This window comes from Pseudomonas sp. B21-054, assembly GCF_026016345.1.
Taxonomy (GTDB): domain Bacteria; phylum Pseudomonadota; class Gammaproteobacteria; order Pseudomonadales; family Pseudomonadaceae; genus Aquipseudomonas.
This window is the reverse complement of sequence record NZ_CP087204.1, coordinates 1535221-1555361: the sequence shown is the minus strand read 5'-3', so window position 1 is coordinate 1555361 and position 20141 is coordinate 1535221. Positions and strand designations below refer to the sequence as shown.

General features: G+C 60.3%; 21 protein-coding genes. 9 read left to right on the top strand and 12 right to left on the bottom strand.

The window, feature by feature from the left end; translation table 11 throughout:
• Positions 1-60: 60 nt before the first annotated feature.
• The 3 genes from LOY70_RS06890 to LOY70_RS06880 all read left to right on the top strand — a co-directional run bounded on the left by LOY70_RS06890 (position 61) and on the right by LOY70_RS06880 (position 4578).
• Complete coding sequence (locus LOY70_RS06890) at positions 61-657, top strand: superoxide dismutase (protein WP_123342379.1); 597 nt, start codon at positions 61-63, stop codon at positions 655-657.
• 305 nt (positions 658-962) lie between these two features.
• On the top strand, positions 963-3014 hold the full coding sequence (locus tag LOY70_RS06885) for a putative bifunctional diguanylate cyclase/phosphodiesterase (RefSeq protein ID WP_265034905.1): 2052 nt from the start codon (positions 963-965) through the stop codon (positions 3012-3014).
• Between the two features lie 220 nt (positions 3015-3234).
• Positions 3235-4578, top strand: coding sequence for an imelysin family protein (locus LOY70_RS06880; RefSeq protein WP_265034902.1), 1344 nt, complete (start codon positions 3235-3237; stop codon positions 4576-4578).
• A gap of 235 nt (positions 4579-4813) precedes the next feature.
• Here the strand turns inward: LOY70_RS06880 and LOY70_RS06875 are convergent, their stop codons facing one another.
• From LOY70_RS06875 to LOY70_RS06860, 4 genes are all read right to left on the bottom strand, one after another.
• Positions 4814-6049 (bottom strand): RNA polymerase sigma factor, encoded by a 1236-nt coding sequence (locus LOY70_RS06875; protein WP_265034900.1) that lies wholly within the window; start codon positions 6047-6049, stop codon positions 4814-4816.
• The gene (locus tag LOY70_RS06870) at positions 6049-6525 is read right to left on the bottom strand and encodes an SRPBCC family protein (RefSeq protein WP_123417217.1); all 477 of its coding nucleotides are present in this window, start codon (positions 6523-6525) and stop codon (positions 6049-6051) included. Before LOY70_RS06870 ends, LOY70_RS06875 begins: the two co-directional genes overlap by 1 nt.
• Positions 6526-6552: 27 nt before the next feature.
• Positions 6553-6897 (bottom strand): YciI family protein, encoded by a 345-nt coding sequence (locus LOY70_RS06865; protein ID WP_025212275.1) that lies wholly within the window; start codon positions 6895-6897, stop codon positions 6553-6555.
• A 67-nt stretch (positions 6898-6964) separates the two neighbouring features.
• Positions 6965-7399, bottom strand: a complete 435-nt coding sequence (locus LOY70_RS06860) for a YybH family protein (RefSeq protein WP_265034896.1) — start codon at positions 7397-7399, stop codon at positions 6965-6967.
• 142 nt (positions 7400-7541) lie between these two features.
• Here LOY70_RS06860 and LOY70_RS06855 point away from each other — a divergent pair, with 142 nt between their 5' ends.
• Positions 7542-8027 carry a GNAT family N-acetyltransferase gene (locus LOY70_RS06855; RefSeq protein WP_265034894.1) on the top strand — a complete coding sequence of 162 codons (486 nt, stop codon included), beginning with the start codon at positions 7542-7544 and terminating at the stop codon, positions 8025-8027.
• A 131-nt stretch (positions 8028-8158) separates the two neighbouring features.
• Here the strand turns inward: LOY70_RS06855 and LOY70_RS06850 are convergent, their stop codons facing one another.
• Together LOY70_RS06850 and LOY70_RS06845 are read right to left on the bottom strand one after the other, a co-directional pair.
• Positions 8159-8647 (bottom strand): GyrI-like domain-containing protein, encoded by a 489-nt coding sequence (locus tag LOY70_RS06850; protein WP_265034892.1) that lies wholly within the window; start codon positions 8645-8647, stop codon positions 8159-8161.
• A gap of 78 nt (positions 8648-8725) precedes the next feature.
• Positions 8726-9388, bottom strand: coding sequence for a LysE family translocator (locus LOY70_RS06845; RefSeq protein WP_265034890.1), 663 nt, complete (start codon positions 9386-9388; stop codon positions 8726-8728).
• Between the two features lie 209 nt (positions 9389-9597).
• On the opposite strand from LOY70_RS06845, the gene alaC reads away from it, so the two are divergent.
• Complete coding sequence (alaC, locus tag LOY70_RS06840; RefSeq protein WP_060738844.1) at positions 9598-10815, top strand: alanine transaminase; 1218 nt, start codon at positions 9598-9600, stop codon at positions 10813-10815.
• A gap of 166 nt (positions 10816-10981) precedes the next feature.
• On the opposite strand, the gene LOY70_RS06835 is transcribed toward alaC, so the two are convergent.
• A complete protein-coding gene (locus LOY70_RS06835) occupies positions 10982-12334 on the bottom strand; it encodes a GntP family permease (RefSeq protein ID WP_123417220.1) in 1353 nt (450 codons plus the stop codon).
• 92 nt (positions 12335-12426) lie between these two features.
• Positions 12427-12960 carry a gluconokinase gene (locus LOY70_RS06830; protein WP_025212268.1) on the bottom strand — a complete coding sequence of 178 codons (534 nt, stop codon included), beginning with the start codon at positions 12958-12960 and terminating at the stop codon, positions 12427-12429.
• A gap of 215 nt (positions 12961-13175) precedes the next feature.
• Here LOY70_RS06830 and LOY70_RS06825 point away from each other — a divergent pair, with 215 nt between their 5' ends.
• The 3 genes from LOY70_RS06825 to LOY70_RS06815 all read left to right on the top strand — a co-directional run bounded on the left by LOY70_RS06825 (position 13176) and on the right by LOY70_RS06815 (position 15660).
• Positions 13176-14207 (top strand): LacI family DNA-binding transcriptional regulator, encoded by a 1032-nt coding sequence (locus LOY70_RS06825; RefSeq protein WP_123342390.1) that lies wholly within the window; start codon positions 13176-13178, stop codon positions 14205-14207.
• 170 nt (positions 14208-14377) lie between these two features.
• On the top strand, positions 14378-14932 hold the full coding sequence (locus LOY70_RS06820) for a hypothetical protein (protein ID WP_265034884.1): 555 nt from the start codon (positions 14378-14380) through the stop codon (positions 14930-14932).
• A 305-nt stretch (positions 14933-15237) separates the two neighbouring features.
• Positions 15238-15660, top strand: coding sequence for a GNAT family N-acetyltransferase (locus LOY70_RS06815; RefSeq protein WP_265034882.1), 423 nt, complete (start codon positions 15238-15240; stop codon positions 15658-15660).
• Positions 15661-15785: 125 nt separating this feature from the next.
• Here the strand turns inward: LOY70_RS06815 and def are convergent, their stop codons facing one another.
• The 3 genes from def to LOY70_RS06800 all read right to left on the bottom strand — a co-directional run bounded on the left by def (position 15786) and on the right by LOY70_RS06800 (position 17636).
• Positions 15786-16325, bottom strand: a complete 540-nt coding sequence (gene def / locus LOY70_RS06810) for a peptide deformylase (RefSeq protein ID WP_265034880.1) — start codon at positions 16323-16325, stop codon at positions 15786-15788.
• Positions 16322-17272 (bottom strand): YihY/virulence factor BrkB family protein, encoded by a 951-nt coding sequence (locus tag LOY70_RS06805; protein WP_123417223.1) that lies wholly within the window; start codon positions 17270-17272, stop codon positions 16322-16324. Before LOY70_RS06805 ends, def begins: the two co-directional genes overlap by 4 nt.
• 172 nt (positions 17273-17444) lie before the next feature.
• Complete coding sequence (locus LOY70_RS06800; RefSeq protein WP_123417224.1) at positions 17445-17636, bottom strand: CsbD family protein; 192 nt, start codon at positions 17634-17636, stop codon at positions 17445-17447.
• 195 nt (positions 17637-17831) lie between these two features.
• Here LOY70_RS06800 and LOY70_RS06795 point away from each other — a divergent pair, with 195 nt between their 5' ends.
• Positions 17832-18209: a hypothetical protein gene (locus LOY70_RS06795; RefSeq protein WP_123342396.1), complete on the top strand. Its 378-nt coding sequence runs from the start codon at positions 17832-17834 to the stop codon at positions 18207-18209.
• A gap of 230 nt (positions 18210-18439) precedes the next feature.
• Here LOY70_RS06795 and fadD1 read toward each other — a convergent pair whose 3' ends face one another.
• Positions 18440-20131, bottom strand: coding sequence for a long-chain-fatty-acid--CoA ligase FadD1 (gene fadD1, locus LOY70_RS06790; RefSeq protein WP_265034875.1), 1692 nt, complete (start codon positions 20129-20131; stop codon positions 18440-18442).
• Positions 20132-20141 lie beyond the last annotated feature (10 nt).

The window sequence follows — 20141 nt, the reverse complement described above, 5'->3', positions numbered from 1 at the left end:
GTCTGGCCGCCCGTGATCGGCCTTGCGCTCACCGCAACTGACCTGATTAGGAGAATCACCATGGCTTTCGAATTGCCGCCACTGCCCTATCCACACGACGCACTGGCGCCACACATTTCCAAAGAAACACTGGAATACCACCACGACAAGCACCACAACACCTACGTCGTGAACCTGAACAACCTGGTGCCTGGCACCGAGTTCGAAGGCAAGACCCTGGAAGAAATCGTCAAGACTTCCTCGGGCGGTATCTTCAACAACGCCGCTCAGGTCTGGAACCACACCTTCTACTGGAACTGCCTGGCGCCAAACGCCGGCGGTCAACCAACCGGCGCACTGGCTGAGGCCATCAACAAGGCCTTCGGTTCGTTCGACAAGTTCAAGGAAGAGTTCAGCAAGACCTCCATCGGTACCTTCGGTTCCGGCTGGGGCTGGCTGGTGAAAAAGGCTGACGGTTCCCTGGCCCTGGCCAGCACCATTGGCGCCGGCAACCCGCTGACCAGCGGCGACACTCCGCTGCTGACCTGCGACGTGTGGGAACACGCTTACTACATCGACTACCGCAACCTCCGTCCGAAATACGTCGAAGCGTTCTGGAACCTGGTCAACTGGAAATTCGTGGCTGAGCAGTTCGAAGGCAAGACCTTCACCGCTTAAGTCGTGATGCCAGACAAAAGAACCCGGCGCCTTGCCGGGTTTTTTTTACCTTGAATCCAGGGTCTGCCCTCGATTCGCAGACACGACCTCGCATCTGGAATCCAATAAAAAGTCCTTCCTGGCCTCAAGTTGCGCCCCTTTCCAACCGACACAATGACCGTAGAGCAATCGCTCGGAAAAAACGGTGTATCGGCCAGGCCTCAAACGAAAAACCCTGTGTTTGATTGTCCCTTTGACTGACATCACAGGATTGCCAATACTCATGGCAACTTGACGCTACCCGCACAGAACAAGGAACCCCCTCTTTGAAGCTGGAACTCAAGAACAGCTTGTCTGTGAAGTTGCTCCGGGTCGTGCTCCTCTCGGCATTGATCGTTGGCATGGTCTTGAGCTGTGCCCAGATCGTGTTCGATGCCTACAAAACCAACCGGGCCGTGGCCAGCGACGCCCAGCGGATTCTCGATATGTTCCGGGACCCTTCGACCCAGGCCGTCTACAGTCTGGACCGGGAAATGGGCATGCAGGTGATCGAAGGGCTGTTCCAGGACGACGCCGTGCGCATGGCCTCCATCGGCCACCCTCACGAAACCATGCTCGCCGAAAAAAACCGGCCCTTGCAGAAGTCCGAAAGCCGCTGGTTGACCGACCTGATCCTGGGCAAGGAGCGCACCTTCACGACGCAATTAGTGGGGCGCGGGCCCTACAGTGAGTATTACGGCGACCTGAGCATTACCCTCGACACCGCCACCTACGGTCAGAGCTTCATCGTCAACTCGGTCATCATCTTCATCTCCGGGATGCTGCGAGCCCTGGCCATGGGCCTGGTGCTGTACCTGGTCTATCACTGGCTACTGACCAAGCCGCTGTCACGGATCATCGAGCACCTGACCGAGATCAATCCCGACCGCCCCAGCGCCCACAAGATCCCGCAGCTCAAGGGCCACGAGAGAAACGAGCTGGGCCTCTGGATCAATACTGCCAACCAGTTGCTCGAATCCATCGAACGCAATACGCACCTGCGCCACGAAGCGGAAAACAGTCTGCTGCGAATGGCCCAGTACGACTTCCTCACCGGCCTGCCCAACCGTCAGCAGCTTCAACAGCAGTTGGACAAGATCCTGGTGGACGCCGGGCGCCTGCAACGGCGGGTGGCGGTGCTGTGTGTAGGGCTGGATGATTTCAAGGGTATCAACGAACAGTTCAGTTATCAGACGGGCGACCAGTTGCTGCTGGCCCTCGCGGATCGGTTGCGGGCCCACAGCGGACGCCTCGGGGCCCTGGCGCGATTGGGAGGCGACCAGTTCGCCCTGGTCCAGGCCGACATCGAGCAGCCCTATGAAGCCGCCGAGCTGGCCCAGAGCATCCTGGATGACCTGGAGGCGCCGTTCGCCATCGACGATCAGCAAATTCGCCTGCGGGCCACCATCGGCATCACCCTCTTCCCCGAAGACGGCGACAGTACCGAGAAGCTGTTACAGAAAGCCGAGCAGACCATGACACTGGCCAAGGCTCGCTCGCGCAATCGCTACCAGTTCTACATCGCCAGCGTCGACAGCGAAATGCGCCGCCGTCGCGAACTGGAGAAAGACCTGCGCGAAGCCTTGGCCCGCGAACAATTCTCCCTGGTGTATCAGCCGCAAATCAGTTACCGCGACCTGCGGGTGGTGGGGATCGAAGCCCTGATCCGCTGGCATCACCCTGAACACGGTCTCGTGCCGCCGGACTTGTTCATTCCCTTGGCCGAGCAGAACGGCACCATCATCGCCATCGGCGAATGGGTACTGGACCAGGCTTGCAAACAGTTGCGCGAATGGCACGACCAGGGCTTCGTCGACCTGCGCATGGCGGTCAACCTGTCGACGGTGCAACTGCACCACGCCGAACTGCCACGGGTGGTGAACAATCTCCTGCAGATGTACCGTTTGCCGCCGCGCAGCCTGGAGCTGGAAGTCACCGAAACCGGCCTGATGGAAGACATCACCACCGCCGCCCAGCACTTGCTGAGCCTGCGCCGCTCCGGCGCGCTGATTGCCATCGATGACTTCGGGACCGGTTACTCGTCCCTGAGCTACCTCAAGAGCCTGCCGCTGGACAAAATCAAGATCGACAAGAGCTTCGTCCAGGACCTGCTCGATGACGAAGACGACGCGACCATCGTCCGAGCCATCATCCAGCTGGGCAAAAGCCTGGGGATGCAAGTGATCGCCGAAGGCGTCGAGACGGTCGAGCAGGAGGCGTACATCATCGCCGAGGGCTGTCACGAAGGTCAGGGCTATTACTACAGCAAACCGTTGCCGGCACGGGAGTTGGGCGTTTATCTGAAGCAGGCGGAGCGCAGCAAGGTCTCCATCATCTGATGCCTTCCTAATGGGTTTTCATAAATTGCAGCCTTCAGCAGTTCCTACAACGGATCGCACTTGTTCTGTAGGAGCTTGCGAAGGCTGCAATCCTGTATTGATTAAATAAGAAATATTTACAGCCACAGCCCTTTACACATAATGCAAATCTTTCGCATTATGTCGCAGCTTTGCGCACCTCGCGCCTGTCCCATCCCATTACCGAAGCAGGATGTTCGCCATGATTCGTATGCCCCTGGCCACCGCCAGTCTGCTGGCCATTGCTATTTCCCTCGCCGGTTGCGGCGAAGGCAAAGACAAGGCCGCCGCGCCGCAGGCGCCAACGCCTGCTGCCAGCACCGCGGCACCGGCTGCCCCGGCGGCCACCGGCAAAGTTGACGAAACCGCCGCCAAGGCCGTTGTCGCGCACTACGCCGACATCGTCTATGCCGTCTACAGCGATGCCGAATCCACCGCGAAAACCCTGCAAACCGCCGTCGACGCGTTCCTGGCCAAGCCGAACGCCGATACCCTGAAAGCCGCCAAGGCTGCCTGGGTCGCCGCACGCGTGCCTTACCTGCAGAGCGAAGTGTTCCGCTTCGGCAACACCATCATCGACGACTGGGAAGGCCAAGTGAACGCCTGGCCCCTGGATGAAGGCCTGATCGACTACGTCGACAAATCCTACGAGCACGCGCTGGGTAACCCGGGCGCCACTGCCAACATCATCGCCAACACCGAAGTCCAGGTGGGTGAAGACAAGGTCGACGTAAAAGACATCACCCCGGAAAAACTCGCCAGTCTCAACGAGCTGGGCGGTTCCGAGGCGAACGTCGCCACCGGCTACCACGCCATCGAATTCCTGCTGTGGGGCCAGGACCTCAACGGCACCGGCCCTGGCGCGGGCAACCGTCCGGCTTCCGACTACCTGCAGGGCGCCGGTGCCACTGGCGGCCACAACGATCGTCGGCGTGCCTACCTCAAGTCCGTGACCCAGCTGCTGGTCAACGACCTGGAAGAAATGGTCGGCAACTGGAAGCCGAACGTGGCTGACAACTACCGCGCTACCCTGGAAGCCGAGCCGGCCGAAAGCGGCCTGCGCAAGATGCTGTTCGGCATGGGCAGCCTGTCCCTGGGTGAACTGGCGGGCGAGCGCATGAAGGTGTCCCTGGAAGCCAACTCGCCAGAAGACGAGCAGGACTGCTTCAGCGACAACACGCACAACTCGCATTTCTACGATGCCAAAGGTGTGCGTAACGTGTATCTGGGCGAATACACCCGCGTCGACGGTACCAAGATGACCGGCGCCAGCCTGTCGTCCCTGGTGGCCAAGGCCGACCCGGCCGCCGACACCGCGCTCAAGGCCGATCTGGCCGACACCGAAGCCAAGATCCAGGTCATGGTCGATCACGCCAACAAGGGTGAGCACTACGACCAACTGATCGCCGCCGGTAACACCGCCGGCAACCAGATCGTGCGCGACGCCATCGCCGCCCTGGTCAAGCAGACCGGTTCGATTGAACAGGCTGCGGGCAAGCTGGGTATCAGCGACCTGAACCCGGACAACGCTGATCACGAGTTCTGATCAAGGTTGGCTGACTTAAAAAGCGACCTTCGGGTCGCTTTTTTTTGTCTGATGCCGTCACTCAGTAGAAATAGAGCCGAAGCTGTTCTTGTGGCGAGGGGATTTATCCCCGTTGGATTGCGAAGCAATCCCAGATCTCTATGCAACGCTGCCAGTTGTCGGCGAGCGCTGCGCACTCGAGCGGGGATAAATCCCCTCGCCACAGATTCGGTGCTTGCAGGTCCTTGGTGGCCCATCACTGCAACCCCGCAAGCCGCCCCTCGATAAACCGCCGTTCCGGCAGTTGCTGCGTCAACTCCAATGCCCGTCGATACGCTGTCCTCGCCTCATCCAATCGCCCTAACTGCCGACAGAATTCAGCCCGCGCCGAGTAGGCCAGGTGATAGTCCAGCAACTCACCGCGCCCAAGGATCCCATCGATCAAGCGTAACCCTTCCAGCGGCCCATCGCGCTTGGCCAGCGCGGCAGCCCGGTTGAGTTCGATCACCGGCGAGGGCACGGCACGCAGCAGCACATCGTAAAGCCCGACGATCTGCGGCCAGTCGGTCTCCTGCGCCGTGGGCGCTTCGGCATGCACCGCCGCAATCGCCGCTTGCAGGCAATAAGGTCCAAACCGCCGGGTACTCAGCGCAGCTTCCACCAGGGCACAGCCTTCGGCAATCAGCTCGGCGTCCCACAGGGAGCGGTCCTGTTCATCGAGCAGCACCAGCTCACCGGCGTGTGAGGTTCTCGCCGGCCGTCGAGACTCGTGCAGCAGCATCAACGCCAGCAACCCCATGACCTCGGCTTCGGGCAGCAGCTCCATCAGCAGGCGCCCGAGGCGGATCGCTTCGCGGGTCAGGTCTTCGCGGGTCAGCTCGCTGCCCATGGATGCCGAATAACCTTCGTTGAACACCAGGTAAATCACCCGCAGCACGCTGTCCAGCCGATCGGGCAGTTCCGAGCGGGAGGGCACCTGATAAGGGATCTTCGCATCGCGAATTTTCGCCTTGGCCCGCACGATGCGCTGGGCAATGGCCGCTGGGGCGGCGAGGAAAGCCCGGGCGATCTCCTCGGTGGTCAGGTCGCACACTTCCCGCAGCGTCAGCGGTACCTGGGCATCCGCGGCCAGGGCCGGGTGGCAACAGGTGAAAATCAGCCGCAGACGATCGTCTTCCACGTCTTCCTCACTCCAGTCGGCCTGTTCCAGTTCTTCGAGCTGGGCAATCAACAGCGGTCGGGAGGCGGCAAAACGTGCCCGCTTACGCAAACTGTCGATGGCTTTGAAGCGCCCGGCAGACACCAGCCACGCCCGTGGATTGTCCGGCACACCGTCGCGCTGCCAACGCTCGACCGCGATGAAGAAGGCCTCGTGCAAGGCTTCTTCGGCGAGGTCGAAATCCCCCAGCAGGCGAATCAGGGTCGCCAGGATCCGCCGCGAGTCCTGCCTATAAACCTGTTCGACCCGCGCCTTGACCGCTTCGGCCGACATCAGTCGGGCATGCCTTGGGTCACCAGCGTTTCGAGCCGGTCCAGGCTTTGCCCCCAGCCCTCATGGAAGCCCATGGCCTCGTGGGCCTGGCGGTCTTCTTCAGTCCAGTGCAGGGCGCGGGCGGTGTAACGGGTTTTACCGCTCTCCTCCTCGAGCAGCACTTCGGCGGTCATGAAGGCTTTGCCGGAAGGTATCCAGCCAGGCACAAACGCATCGGTAAACACCAGGCGCCGCGGCGCGACGATTTCCAGGAAGACCCCCAGGGTCGGGTATTCACTGCCATCGGGCGCGCGCATCAGCGTGCGAAACTGGCCGCCGACCCACAGGTCCATTTCGCATTCCGGCGTGGTCATGCCATGGGGGCCCCACCATTGGACCAGCAGGGCCGGCTCGGTCCAGGCGCGGAAAATCTTCTGGCGCGGGGCGTCGATCACCCGGCTGATGGATAGCTCAAAAGGGGCAGGCTTGAGGTTCATGGATGAAGTCCTGTTTGTGATTGTTGTTCAGGGATTCAGTTGGCGTACCGGTCGGACTTCGACGCAGCCGACCCGGGCCGCCGGAATGTTGCCGGCGACCTGGATCGCTTCGTTCAAGTCCTTGGCGTCGATCAGGTAGAAGCCCGCCAGTTGCTCCTTGGTTTCAGCGAACGGGCCGTCGGTGATCGACAGCTTGCCACCGCGCATGCGCACCGTGGTGGCGGTCTGTACCGACTCCAGGGCTTCGGCGGCGAGCATCCGCCCGCTGCCCTGGATCGATTCGGCATAGGCCATGCACTCGGCATCCTCCGGGCTGTCAGGCGAGCTGTGCAGCACGTGTTCGTTGCTATAGACCAGGCATAAGTACTTCATGGAAGGCTCCGTGATCGAACTGATCAACTATGGACGGCGCAAAGACGCTTGGCGAAAAAACCGACGATCAGGGTTGCAGGTCGAACAGCGCTGTACCGGCCATCGGGTCGAACGGGGCGGACCAGTGTTCATGGACGATCCGCCATTGCCCGGCTACACGCTGGTAGCAGGCGGTGACGCGCATCCAGCAGGCCTGTTCCTCGCCCTTCTCGTTGGTGCCGCCGCAATAAGCCAGCCAATGGGCGAAAGCGATGGTGTCGGCCGGGGTAATCTTGACTTGATGAAAGTCGAACTTGTGCGGACCGGGGCACATCTCCATGCAAGCCTGCCAATGGGCCCGGTAAGCGGCCTTGCCTTTGAATTGCAAGGCCTGGATGGCATCGAACGAGACGATGTTGTCGTCATAGAGCGCCATGACCTTTTCGACGTCCTTGGTCATGACAGCCTGGCGATACGTATCGATCAGGGCTTGGATCTCGGTTTCAGTGGCTTGGGTGTTCATGATGATTCTCCGCAGTTTTTTGTTGAAGACACCCTTAGTCGTTTGGAGAAACGCTGAATCGACAACCAAACAAAATAATTCAAAGAAAAAAATTCGCTAGAATTCCCCGGCCCTTTTTCGCCGCCAAACAACGGACATTCTTGTGATCGCACAGCTCATACCGTACGAAGCGCTCACCGCGCTCCAACGCAAGCAGGTCGAAGCCATCGAGATCCACCCCGAACAGGTCAAGTTCGCCGGCGATATCCACGGTGCGTTGCACACACTGCTGTCCAAGCCTGGCCCGGGGGTCAAGGGGTTCGCATTATTGGCCGACGACGTGCCAGTGGCGTTCCTGCTGCTCAAGCGCCCACCCGTGTTGCCCGCCTGGGCCGATGAGCACAGCGCCACCCTGCACGCCCTGCAAGTCGATTATCGGGCCCAGGGCAAGGGGTACGGCAAGGCCTGCCTGCAAGCGCTGCCCGACGTGGCGCGGGCGGCTTGGCCGCAAATCAGGGGGCTGGAACTGTCGGTGGATGCGGATAACGAATCGGCCATTGGCCTGTACACCCGCCTGGGCTGGGTCGACAGCGGAGAGGCTTACAAGGGCCGCATCGGCTACGAGCGGCGGATGGGCTTGGTGTTTTAACAATCGCTGAAGGGCGCCACCATCCCCTGTGGGAGCGGGCTTGCTCGCGAAAGCGCCAGCACATTTAACACTGATGCAAGCTGACCCACCGCCTTCGCGAGCAAGCCCGCTCCCACAGGGGTCCACATCGATCAGCTCGGCTTGAGCGGTATCCAGATCTCCAGGGTGCCCTCGCCGGTCTTGGGGTTGAAGTCTTCGCTGTAACGTTCGAATTCCGGTTCGTCCGCTGCTTCGTGCCCGGACCGCGGCAACCACTCTTTCCAGATGTACTGGAACGTGTCCGGCAGGCTTTTCAATGGGCCTTTGTGTTCGAACACCGCGTAGTATCCGGCCGGAATTTCGATCCAGCGGTATTGCTCAGGCAGATCGTCGAGCCGGCTGATTTCCACCCCGGCGATGTATTCGAACCCGCCCTTCCCGTCCGCGTTGCAACACACGCCGTAGGTTACTTCGTCTTTCTGCCCTGGCACCTTACCGAGCCAGGGCAGGAACTTTTCCCAGAGCAGCGGAATGTCCTGGGCGGTTTCCTGGGTAAAACGGGCACCAAAACCCGCGATCAGCTGAAAGCGTCCGTGCTCAAAGCGTGGTTCGGCTGCGTTATCGCGCTTGTGCTCTTCCATGCGTCAACACTCCGGAAAACATGAGATCGGGCTTGGCAGTATAGAAGCCAAACCGTGATTGCCAGGCCGTTTCGCTTATCAGAGTCCAGGCAGTACGGTCGCAGCGGTTTTTCCTACAAACTCGTTGTACCCAGAAACAATCACATACACCGCGAAATAGCAGAAGATCGCCGCCGATGCCCAATAGGAGTAGCGCAACAGTTTATCGCCCAACAATTTGCCGCCCTGGGTCGCTGCCAGGCACAGGGCTGCGCACCACAACAGCCCGGCACAGAGAAAACCGCTGAGGAACAGCGCCGAGCTGAGCAATGTCCCTCCGCCTGAACGAGCAATGAGCGTGCCGCCCACCGCCGCGAACCAGAGAATGGCACTGGGTGATGACATGGCCAGGAAAATCCCGCGAAAGAATGCCTGGCCAGAGGAATCGCCCCGCCCCTCACCCGCCGGCGCCAACACTGCGCTGTGGTAAATCGCCGAATGGATCATTTTCGCCGCAAAATACAGCAACAACACCGAACCGCCGATCCACAGCACCCAGCGCACCGCTGCGTATTGCAGCAGCACGGTCATGCCGGCCAAGGCCAGGACGGCATAGACCAGGTCGCCCACGCAGGTGCCCAGGCCCAAGGCGAAACCCTGGAAATAGCCACGCTGCATCGCCAGGGTAATCATCGCGATATTGGCCACGCCAATGTCCAGGCACAGGGAGAGGCTCAGCAAGAAACCGCTGGAAAATTCCATCATCATTCCGTTCGAATTGTGGCTAGGGCGGGTTGAACCGTCCGCGGGCGTGGATGAAGGTCGCACGTGCGGGTCGACAGTGTCGTCGAAAATAGTTCTGCGCCGCTACTGGACAATTTGCCATCAGCCCCATTATCTTCCGCCGCAGGCCACCGCAGTGGCCAACGTCGCTCGGACGGTTCCGGGCGCTCACGTATTTCGAGGCAACAATGGCCGAACAAGGTTCGCCGCGCCGCTTTGCGCGCATCGATCGACTCCCCCCGTACGTATTCAATATCACTGCCGAGCTGAAGATGGCTGCGCGTCGGCGCGGCGAAGACATCATCGACTTGAGCATGGGTAACCCCGACGGCGCCACACCACCACACATCGTGGAAAAACTGGTCACCGTCGCCCAGCGCGAAGACACCCACGGCTACTCAACCTCCAAAGGCATCCCGCGCCTGCGCCGCGCCATTTCGCGCTGGTACAAGGACCGCTATGAAGTGGACATCGACCCGGAAACCGAAGCCATCGTCACCATCGGTTCCAAGGAAGGCCTGGCGCACTTGATGCTGGCGACCCTGGACCAGGGCGACACGGTGCTGGTGCCCAACCCCAGTTACCCGATCCACATCTACGGCGCGGTGATCGCCGGCGCCCAGGTGCGTTCGGTACCGCTGGTGCCTGGTGTGGATTTCTTCGACGAACTGGAGCGGGCCATTCGCGGCTCGATTCCGAAACCAAAGATGATGATCCTCGGCTTCCCGTCCAACCCCACCGCCCAGTGCGTGGAGCTGGATTTCTTCGAACGGGTCATCGCTCTGGCCAAGCAGTACGACGTGCTGGTGATTCACGACCTGGCCTACGCCGACATCGTCTACGACGGCTGGAAAGCCCCGTCGATCATGCAAGTGCCGGGTGCGAAAGACATTGCCGTGGAATTCTTCACCCTGTCCAAAAGCTACAACATGGCCGGCTGGCGCATCGGCTTCATGGTAGGCAATCCGGAACTGGTCAACGCCCTGGCGCGGATCAAGAGCTACCACGACTACGGTACCTTCACCCCGTTGCAGGTAGCGGCCATCGCCGCCCTTGAAGGCGACCAACAATGCGTGCGCGACATCGCCGAGCAATACCGCCAGCGCCGCAATGTACTGGTCAAGGGGCTGCATGAACTGGGCTGGATGGTGGAAAACCCCAAGGCGTCGATGTACGTCTGGGCCAAGATCCCCGAGGCCTATGCGCACCTGGGCTCGCTGGAGTTCGCCAAGAAGCTGCTGGCCGAAGCCAAGGTCTGCGTCTCGCCGGGGGTGGGGTTCGGGGAGTATGGGGATGATCACGTGCGCTTTGCGCTGATCGAAAACCAGGACCGGATCCGCCAGGCGGTGCGTGGGATCCGTGGGATGTTCAGGGCGGATGGGTTGGTAAGCAAACCTAACGCCTGACCTAAACCAGCGGCGGGGGTTGGCTCCCGCCCTGGCTCTGCTGATCATCCGAAACCAGTGTGGGAGCGAGCTTGCTCGCGATAGCGGTACAACAGTCAGCGAAGTATCGACTGTAAGTGCGCCATCGCGAGCAAGCTCGCTCCCACAATGGGTTACATACCGTCGGTTAGACCACCAACGACAGCAGCAGGATAAAGATCAACCCCACCACCGACAGGATGGTTTCCATCGCGGTCCAGGTCTTGAAGGTCTCGGCCACGGTCATGTTGAAGTACTGCTTGACCAGCCAGAAACCCGCATCGTTGACGTGGGACAGGATCAACGAACCGGCACCGGTCGCCAGTACCAGCAGCTCACGGTTCACACCCGGCATCATCCCTACCACCGGCACCACGATCCCGGCACCGGTAATGGTTGCCACTGTCGCCGAACCCGTGGCGATGCGAATCACCGCCGCCACCAGCCAGGCCAGCAGGATCGGGGAAATCTGCGCGCTCACGGCCATATGGCCAATCACGTCACCCACGCCGCTGGTCACCAGCATCTGCTTGAAGCCACCACCGGCACCGATGATCAGGATGATCGCGGCGGTTGGCGCCAGGCTGGCGTCCAGCCACTTGAGCATCTGGCTGGAACCGATGCCCTGCTTGTAGCCGAAGGTGTACAGCGACAGCAACAAGGCCAGCAGCAAAGCCGAGATCGGGTGGCCGATCATGTCCATCCAGGCGCGGAAGATATTGCCGTCCGGCAGCGCCACGTCAGCGAAGGTCTTGAGCAGCATCAGGAACACCGGCGACAGCACGGTGACCAGGGTGATGCCGAAGCTCGGCAGATCGGCGGAATCCGTCTCGCGCGCCAGTTGATCCACCAGTTCCTGGTTCGGATGGCCGGGGATGTGCTTGGCAATGAACGTACCGAAGATCGGACCGGCAATGATGGCCGTCGGCAGCGCGACGATCAGGCCGTAGAGAATGGTCTTGCCGATGTCGGCGCCAAATATGCCAATCGCCAGCAACGGCCCCGGGTGCGGCGGCACCAGGCCGTGGACCGCGGAAAGACCGGCCAGCAGCGGGATACCGATCTTGATGATCGACACGCCGGTGCGGCGCGCAACGATGAACACCAGCGGGATCAGCAGTACGAAGCCGATTTCGAAGAACAGCGGGATGCCCACCAGGAACGCGGCGAACATCATGGCCCACTGGACTTTATCCTTGCCGAAGGCGCGGATCAGGGTCTGGGCGATCTGATCGGCCCCGCCCGACTCGGCCATCATTTTGCCGAGCATCGTGCCCAGCGCCAGGATGATGCCGACAAAGCCCAGCACGCCACCAAAGCCGTCCTGGAAAGCCTTGATGATGGTGCCGGTCGGCATGCCCGACGTCAGGCCGAGGAACGCGGCGGCGATGGTCAGGGCAATGAACGGGTGGAACTTGAACTTGGTGATAAGGACGATGAGTCCGATCACCGTGACCACTGCATCAAGCAGTAGGAACGTCTCGTGGGACATGCCGAACATGGGAGGTGTCTCCTGATTTGTTGTTGTTATTGAAGCAGTTATTTGTAAGCCGTCGGGACAGCGCTATCTTTCTGACGCAAATAGATTGAAGCTCAACTGGCCAGCTTCAAACCGTGTTCCAGCCACCAGGTGTAAGCCTGATGAGCCAATTCATCGACGCTGTGGCTGGACGCGTCCAGAGCCAGGGTCAGGGGCTCGCCGACAGGGGATTCAAGGGTGGCAAACTGGCTGTCGATCAGGGTCGACGGCATGAAATGGCCTGGACGATGGGAAACACGATCGGCGGCCACTTCGGGGGTCAATTCAAGGAATACGAAGCCCAGGCCAGGCAAGGCGCTGCGCAGACGCTCGCGGTAACTGTGCTTGAGGGCCGAACAGGTCAGCACCGGGCGCTCGCCCGTAGCGTCGACACGGCGCAACTCATCGCACAGGCTGTCGAGCCAGCCGGCACGGTCGTCGTCGTTCAGGGGAATACCGGCGCTCATCTTCTGGATGTTGGCCGCAGGATGGAAAGTGTCGCCTTCGATGGCGGTGGCACCGCTCAATTGGCACAAGGCCTGGCTGACGCAGGTTTTGCCGCAACCGGCAACGCCCATGATGACCAGGGCAGTGATGGGATTAGTCATGTAACACCTCAGCGCGCAGACAGCGCTACCTTTGCCAGTTATGACACCGTAGCAAAAGCAGAAGTTGCCGACGCCTTCTTGTCATTTTTGTGGTTGCAGCATGTTCGTTCACGACACCAACGGACGGGGCTCAGGCAAACCCCACTCACGCATTTGCAGCCGCGTCGAGACAGCGCTACCTTAGTGCCTTGATTTTTGTTTGGCAAGCCGCCCTGATGACCGCCCCTAAAAACGATAAGAATACTCGCACCACCGGTCGCCCTACGCTCAATGAAGTCGCACGCCTGGCCGGTGTCAGCCCCATCACCGCCTCCCGTGCCCTGCGTGGCGTCAGCACCGTAGCTGCCGACCTGGTGGAAAAAGTCCGCCAGGCCGCCGTGGAACTCAACTACGTCGTCAATCCCGCCGCCCGCGCCCTGGCTTCGGCCCAGAGCCATTCGGTGGTGGTGCTGGTGCCGTCGTTGTCCAACCTGCTGTTCATCGACACCCTGGAAGCCATTCATCGCGTGCTGCGACCCAAGGGCTTCGAAGTGGTGATCGGCAACTACCACTACTCCCGGGACGAAGAAGAAGACCTGCTGCGCAACTACATGGCCTATCAACCGCGTGGTTTGCTGCTGACGGGCTTCGACCGCACCGAAAGCGCCCGACGCATGATCGAGGCGAGCAATATTCCGTGTGTGTACATGATGGAGCTGGATCCGGGCGCCGGCCTCAATTGCGTCGGCTTTTCCCAGCTCAAGGCCGGCGAGACAGCGGCCGAGCACCTGATCTCCCGAGGTCGCAAGCGCCTGGCGTACATCGGCGCGCAACTGGACCAGCGCACGCTGTTGCGCGGCGAAGGATTCCGGCGCGCCCTGCAGAAAGCCGGGCTGTATGACCCGGACCTGGAAATGTTGACACCGCGCCCGTCATCGGTGGGCCTGGGCGGCGAGTTGTTCCTGCAACTGCTGGCCAGTCATCCAGACGTCGATGCCATCTTCTTCGGCAACGACGACCTGGCCCACGGCGCCCTGCTCGAAGCCCTGCGCTGTGGCATCAAGATCCCCGAGCAGGTCTCGATCCTTGGCTTCAACGACCTGCCCGCCTCGGCCCACATGGTGCCGCGCCTGAGCAGCATCAACACGCCACGGGAAGCCATCGGCCGCCGTGCCGCCGAACAGATGCTGACGTTGATGGCGGGTAACCGCATCGCTCAGCCGGTGGTGGACCTGGGCTTTGAACTCAAGGTGCGCGAAAGCACCTGAGCCGGCAACCTCCCCACACGGAGGCGGTCGATCCATGCCGTCCGACGGCAAGGGTTGGCCGCCTGACTCGTAGCCCTTGCGTCCACCGCCGTTGAAATCCAGGAGGCTCACGGCGGCGGCATGGGTTTTGCTCCTGCCCATCGCTCAGCCATTACCCACAGGAATTCATCATGTTGGTCAGTGCAAAACAGCAAGCGATGGTCTTGCCGCTCAAACACCCGGGCGAGGATCCGACCGCCGAAGCCGCCAGCGGCCTGCAAAGCGCCGCGTTGCAGGCGTTGCGCGATAACGTCCAGGCCCAGGCCAGTCAAGGAAGTGCCCAGGTCCAGGAGTCCTTCACCCGCCGCGCCACCCAACAGGTCAGTGCGGCCGCCGCCATCAACGACAACGTCGATGAGGCTTTCGCCAAGACCCGCGTGCAATTGCAAACCCTGGCCTCATCAGCGTCCGATGCGGCCAAGGCGCTGGGCGGCTCTGCAACCGCCGAGTTCAAGGACTACATGAGCAAGACCCCCGAAGAGCGCCTGCGCGACAGCATCCTCGAAGAGATGGGCATTACTGAAGAAGAGTTCGAGGCGATGCCGCCCGAGAAACAAATGGCGGTCAGCCAAGAGATTGCCCAGCGCATGCAGGACAAGTCAGCGATGGCCCAGGTCGAAAAAGCGCAGCAGAACCGTAAGGGCGACAAGGACCTGGTCACGGATACGTTTCTCGCCTCGCTTTGAGCCTGGGGCAGCGCCACGCTGTAACGGTTTCAGCGCATGAGTTGGGGTGACAGCCCCAGCTCATCCCTGGGGTCAACCGACGCAGTACCGGTTCAATGACCGAACAGATTCACCTTCTTGGTCTTTTTGTCAGCGCGTTTTTCATCGGCAGTCTTCGCCGGTTTTTTCTTTGCCGCTTTTTTTGAATCCATGCCTTTGGCCATGATACGTACTCCACTCATACGGGATGTGAAGTCAGGTATACACCTATCGCCGCACTCGTGTTCTTTTATAATCGCCCTCCCCTTATCGTCCGCGACCCCGCCATGTCCGAAATCCACTACACACAGCTCGAAGAACCGCTGTGGCCGCTGATGAACAAGTTCTATCGCGCCCAGCAATCCTCGATGAAAGCGGTACGTGAAGCTCAGCTGTGGGTGGCACGTCGGGATGAAATCGTCGCTGCGCTGTGCCTGCGGCCGGTGTCGGGTGGGCATTGGTTGACGGGGTTGTTTGTCGATCCGGCATACCGCGTACAAGGAATCGCGGCGCGGTTGATCGCTGAAGCGGTGAGAGGTATTGAAGGGCCGGTGTGGCTGTTCTGCCACCCGGACTTGCGCGGCTTTTATGAACGGCGCGGCTTCAGCTGCGATCCCGAGCTGCCTTATGCGATGGCTGAGCGCCTGAGCCGGTATGCCCGCAGCAAGCCGATGATTGCGATGGGGTGGGAGCTAAATACCCTGTCCTGAATGCAATACAGATCTCATGTGGGAGCGGGCTTGCTCGCGAAGACGGCGGCACATTCAACATCCATGCAAGCTGACCTACCGCTTTCGCGAGCAAGCCCGCTCCCACAAGGTTTTGTGTCCGGCGATCAGTCGTCCGCTGCCGGATCCAGATCGGGAAACATCACTTCGGTAAAGCCGAACTTGCTGAAATCAGTGATGCGCGACGGGTATAAGCGCCCGATCAGGTGATCGCATTCATGCTGCACCACCCGCGCATGAAAGCCCGACGCGTAACGCACGATCGGCTCGCCCTTGGGATCGAAGCCTTCATAGCGAATGTGCTGGTAGCGATCGACCGCCCCGCGCAGGCCTGGCACCGACAGACAGCCTTCGAAGCCCTCTTCCATCAGGGGACCCAGCGGGGTGATCAACGGGTTGATCAAGATCGTCTGGGGCACTGCCTCGGCATCGGGGTAGCGTTCGCTGTGCTCGAAACCGAAGATCACCAGCTGCAGGTCAACGCCGATCTGCGGCGCCGCCAGACCGACACCGCCGACGCTTTCCATGGTCTGGAACATGTCGTCGATCAGTTGCCACAGCTGCGGGCTGTCGAACATTTCGACGGGCACTGGCGGGGCGATGCGCAGCAGGCGTTCATCGCCCATTTTCAGGATGTCGCGAATCATGATCGGGCTTCGTCAGTGTGGGTATGAGGAATGGAATGGTCGCGCCCAAGGCCCGACACATGCTGCTTTTCGTGCTCACCGGCGACCTTTTCGCCGCGGTCCTTGCCCTCGGTGGACATGTGTTCGATCACCGCATTCATTTCCGCACCAAGCAATAGCACCGCCGCGGAAATATAGAAATACAGCAGCAACACAATGATCGCGCCGATACTGCCATACATGGCGTTGTAGTTGGCAAAGGTCTTGACGTAAAACGCGAAGCCCAATGACGCGATAATCCACACCACCACCGCCAGCACCGATCCCGGCGTGATGAAGCGAAACTCTTGTTTCACGTCAGGCATCACGTAATAGATCAGCGCCACGGCGACCATCAATAGAAACACGATCACCGGCCAGCGCACGATGGTCCAGAGGGTGACGATGAACTCCTCCAGCCCGACCTGGGCCGCGATCCAAGCCATCACCTGTGGCCCAAGCACCATCAGTGCCGCGGCGGCCAGCAGCATGCCGGCAATGCCGATGGTGTAGAAAATCGACAGTGGAAAACGCTTCCAGGCCGGACGGCCCTCGACCACATCATAGGCGGCGTTCATCGCGCTCATCATCAACCGGACACCGGCGGAAGCGGTCCATAACGCAATGACGATACCCACCGACAACAACCCGCCCTTGGATTGCTGGAGCTGGTCAATCACCGGGTTGACCTGTTCCAGGGCCTGGGGCGGCAGCACCAGCTCCGATTGCAGGCGCAACCAGGAGAAGAAGTCCGGCAGGTGCAGAAAGCCAATCAGCGCGATCAGGAACAGGATGAAGGGGAACAGCGAAAACAGCATCTGGTAAGCCAATGCCGAGGCGTAGGTTGACATCTCGTCGTCGAGAAACTCGGTCACGGTGCGCATCATCACACGATGCAAAGGCAAGCCTTTCAAGGCCGGGAACATCATGTGCGTCTCCTTTCGCCGCAAAAAAAGGGGGTCGCCTGGCGACTCAAGGGCCGTTATGTACAACAAAGTAGCCTGTTTGGTGACTTTGGAGCAATTTCCCCGGTGCAAGTTCGAGCCGACATGAAAACGGCCACCCGCGGATGGCCGTTACAAACGCTTTTCACCAGGCCGGTTATGCCTCGTCGACGCCTTTCTTGACTGCATCCTTGGCCTTGCCCAGGGTTTGCTGGGCCTCACCTTTTTTCTCCTGGACCACACCCTCGGCGCGCATGCGGTCATTGTCGGTGGCTTTGCCGACGCCTTGCTTGATGTTGCCGACGGCTTCGTTGGCAACGCCCTTCACTTTATCGCTCGTGCTACCCATGGTGTCTCTCCTGTGAACAACTGTACGAAAAGTCATTACATAAGGGTTGACCGAGGCGGTTTGCGGGGAGTTTCATTTTTTCTGCGGCACATTTCATCGTCGAATGCAGGTTGCACTTTATGTTTGTCGATCAACCCCCGAGAATGCGCCACGTATTCAGGCTGCGGCCCGAAGCTCCAATCCGGTAGGAACGTTATGAAACTCGATAAAAAGCAGGCCATTGCCCGCAGAAACCAGGAACTGGGCGGCGCCGTACTGGGCGTCAATAACTGCCATTTCAGCGAATTGAACCGTAACCGCAACATCTTCTGGTTCGATATCCCCGTGGCGCGCCTGGCCATCGGTCAATACGAATGGATCCACCTGCTGTTGCACACGCCGACCACCGATGAACTGTTGCACCTGAAAGTGCCAACGGTATTCCTGCGCGAGAAACTGGAAGGCCTGGAAGTGCGCAACCAGGGCAAGCGCAAGGCCGCCCTGAGCCTGGAACTGAGCGCCGACAAGGACTCTTACCTGCAGGACATGCGGCCAGGTGGCACCAACCTGGATTTTGCGCAGTTCAGGTTGTAACCGGACCCGAAAAATTTGCGAGGAGCTGATTGTGGCGAGGGGATTTATCCCCGTTGGGCTGCGAAGCAGCCCCCACGATTCATCAGCTACTGCCGATGTGTCAGGCAGAACTCAGGGGCTTGCTGCGCAACCCAGCGGGGATAAATCCCCTCGCCACAAAGGCGCTCTCGCTTCAGGTCATCGCCCAACAAAAAGCCCCGCTTCTGCGGGGCTTTTTGTCTACAAGACTTTTACTTCTTCAGCCCCAGCTTCCTGAGTTCTTCGTCACGCAACTCGCGCCGCAGGATCTTGCCCACGTTGGTGGTCGGCAACGCGTCGCGGAACTCCACCGCCTTGGGCACCTTGTAGCCAGTGACGTTGGCACGCATATGCTCCATCACCTGTTCCTTGGTGAGCGTGACACCCGGCCGGGCGACGATGAAGATCTTGATCGCCTCGCCGGACTTCTCGTCCGGTACGCCGATGGCCGCGCATTGCAGCACGCCTGGCAACGTTGCCAGCACGTCTTCCAGTTCGTTGGGGTACACGTTGAAACCGGAGATCAGGATCATGTCTTTCTTGCGATCGACAATGCGCATGTAGCCGTCCGGCTGGATCACCGCGATATCGCCGGTCTTGAGCCAGCCGTCGCTGTCGAGGATCTCATCGGTGGCGTCCTGGCGCTGCCAGTAGCCCTTCATGACCTGCGGACCTTTCACGCACAGTTCACCGATTTCGCCTAATGGCAGTTCGACGCCCGCATCGTTGATCACCTTGCACAGCGTCGACGGAACGGGGATGCCGATGGTGCCGATCTGGATGTTCTGGATCGGGTTCACGGTGGCCACCGGACTGGTCTCGGTCATGCCATAGCCTTCGCAGATCGGGCAACCGGTTACCGCCTTCCAGCGCTCGGCTGCCGCCAGTTGCAGGGCCATGCCGCCGGACAAGGTAACTTTCAGGGCCGAGAAATCCAGCTTGCGGAAGGCTTCGTTGTTGCACAGGGCCACGAACAGCGTATTGAGGCCGACGAAACCACTGAACTTCCACTTCGACAGTTCCTTGACCATCGCCGAGAGATCACGCGGGTTGCTGATCAGGATGTTGTGGTTGCCGATCAGCATCATCGCCATGCAATGGAAGGTGAAGGCATAGATGTGATACAGCGGCAGTGGCGTGATCAGCACTTCGCAACCTTCATTGAGGTTGGAGCCCATCAGCGCCTTGCACTGCAGCATGTTCGCCACCAGGTTGCGGTGGGTGAGCATCGCACCCTTGGCCACGCCGGTGGTGCCGCCGGTGTATTGCAACACGGCCACATCATCGCTGGTGGGGTTGGCTTCGCTGACCGGCTGGCCGTGGCCCTTGCTCAGCACATCGTTGAACTTGATGGCCTTGGGCAAGTGATAGGCCGGGACCATCTTCTTGACGTACCTGATCACGCTGTTGATCAACAGACGCTTGAGCGGCGGCAGCAGGTCGGCGACTTCAGTGACAATGACATGCTTGACGCTGGTCTTGGGTACCACGGTCTCGGCCAGGTGCGCCATGTTCGCCAGGCACACCAGCGCCTTGGCGCCGGAATCGTTGAACTGGTGCTCCATTTCCCGCGCGGTGTACAGCGGGTTGGTGTTGACCACGATGAGACCGGCACGGATCGCACCGAACACGGCCACCGGGTACTGGAGAACGTTGGGCAATTGCACGGCGATTCGATCGCCCGGTTGCAAATCGGTATGCTGTTGCAGATACGCGGCAAAGGCACCGGACAATTCGTAGAGTTCACCGTAGGTGATTGTCTTGCCGAGGTTGCTGAATGCCGGCTTGTCGGCGAAGCGTTGGCAGGACTGCTTCAACACCGCCTGAATATTCGGATACTCATCTGGATTGATGTCGGCAGCAATCCCAGCTGGGTACTTATCCTTCCAAAAGTCTTCAATCATGGAAGCCCAC